General features: G+C 54.1%; 1 pseudogene. It reads right to left on the bottom strand.

Going from position 1 to position 255, the window contains the following annotated elements:
* A pseudogene (locus M8014_RS00055) lies at positions 1-255 on the bottom strand (IS4 family transposase); the annotation flags it as partial.

The following is a 255-nucleotide window of genomic DNA, read 5'->3' as shown; positions in this document are numbered from 1 at the left end:
GTCGGCAGCCTGACCATCTGACCCATACTTTCAAGATCACGCATCAGCTCCGGGATACGCCCCGGTGATGCGCCCTGCAGGGTCATCAGCATTCGCATCACCATTCCGCAAGACTCTGAGAAGCTCAGCTGATTCGGCCAGTAGCCTTTCAGATGCCCCGCCATTTTAATCATCTGATATCTCACCAGATTATACGCCAGTAATACGCCCCACAGCTCCTGCTCCACAAGCTCCGGCTTTTTACTTCTCAGCGTC

Origin of the sequence: Silvania hatchlandensis (genome assembly GCF_025564065.1) — a bacterium.
Lineage (GTDB): Bacteria > Pseudomonadota > Gammaproteobacteria > Enterobacterales > Enterobacteriaceae > Enterobacter > Enterobacter hatchlandensis.
The sequence above is the reverse complement of the archived record's forward strand: the minus strand, read 5'-3'. Positions and strand labels throughout refer to the sequence as shown.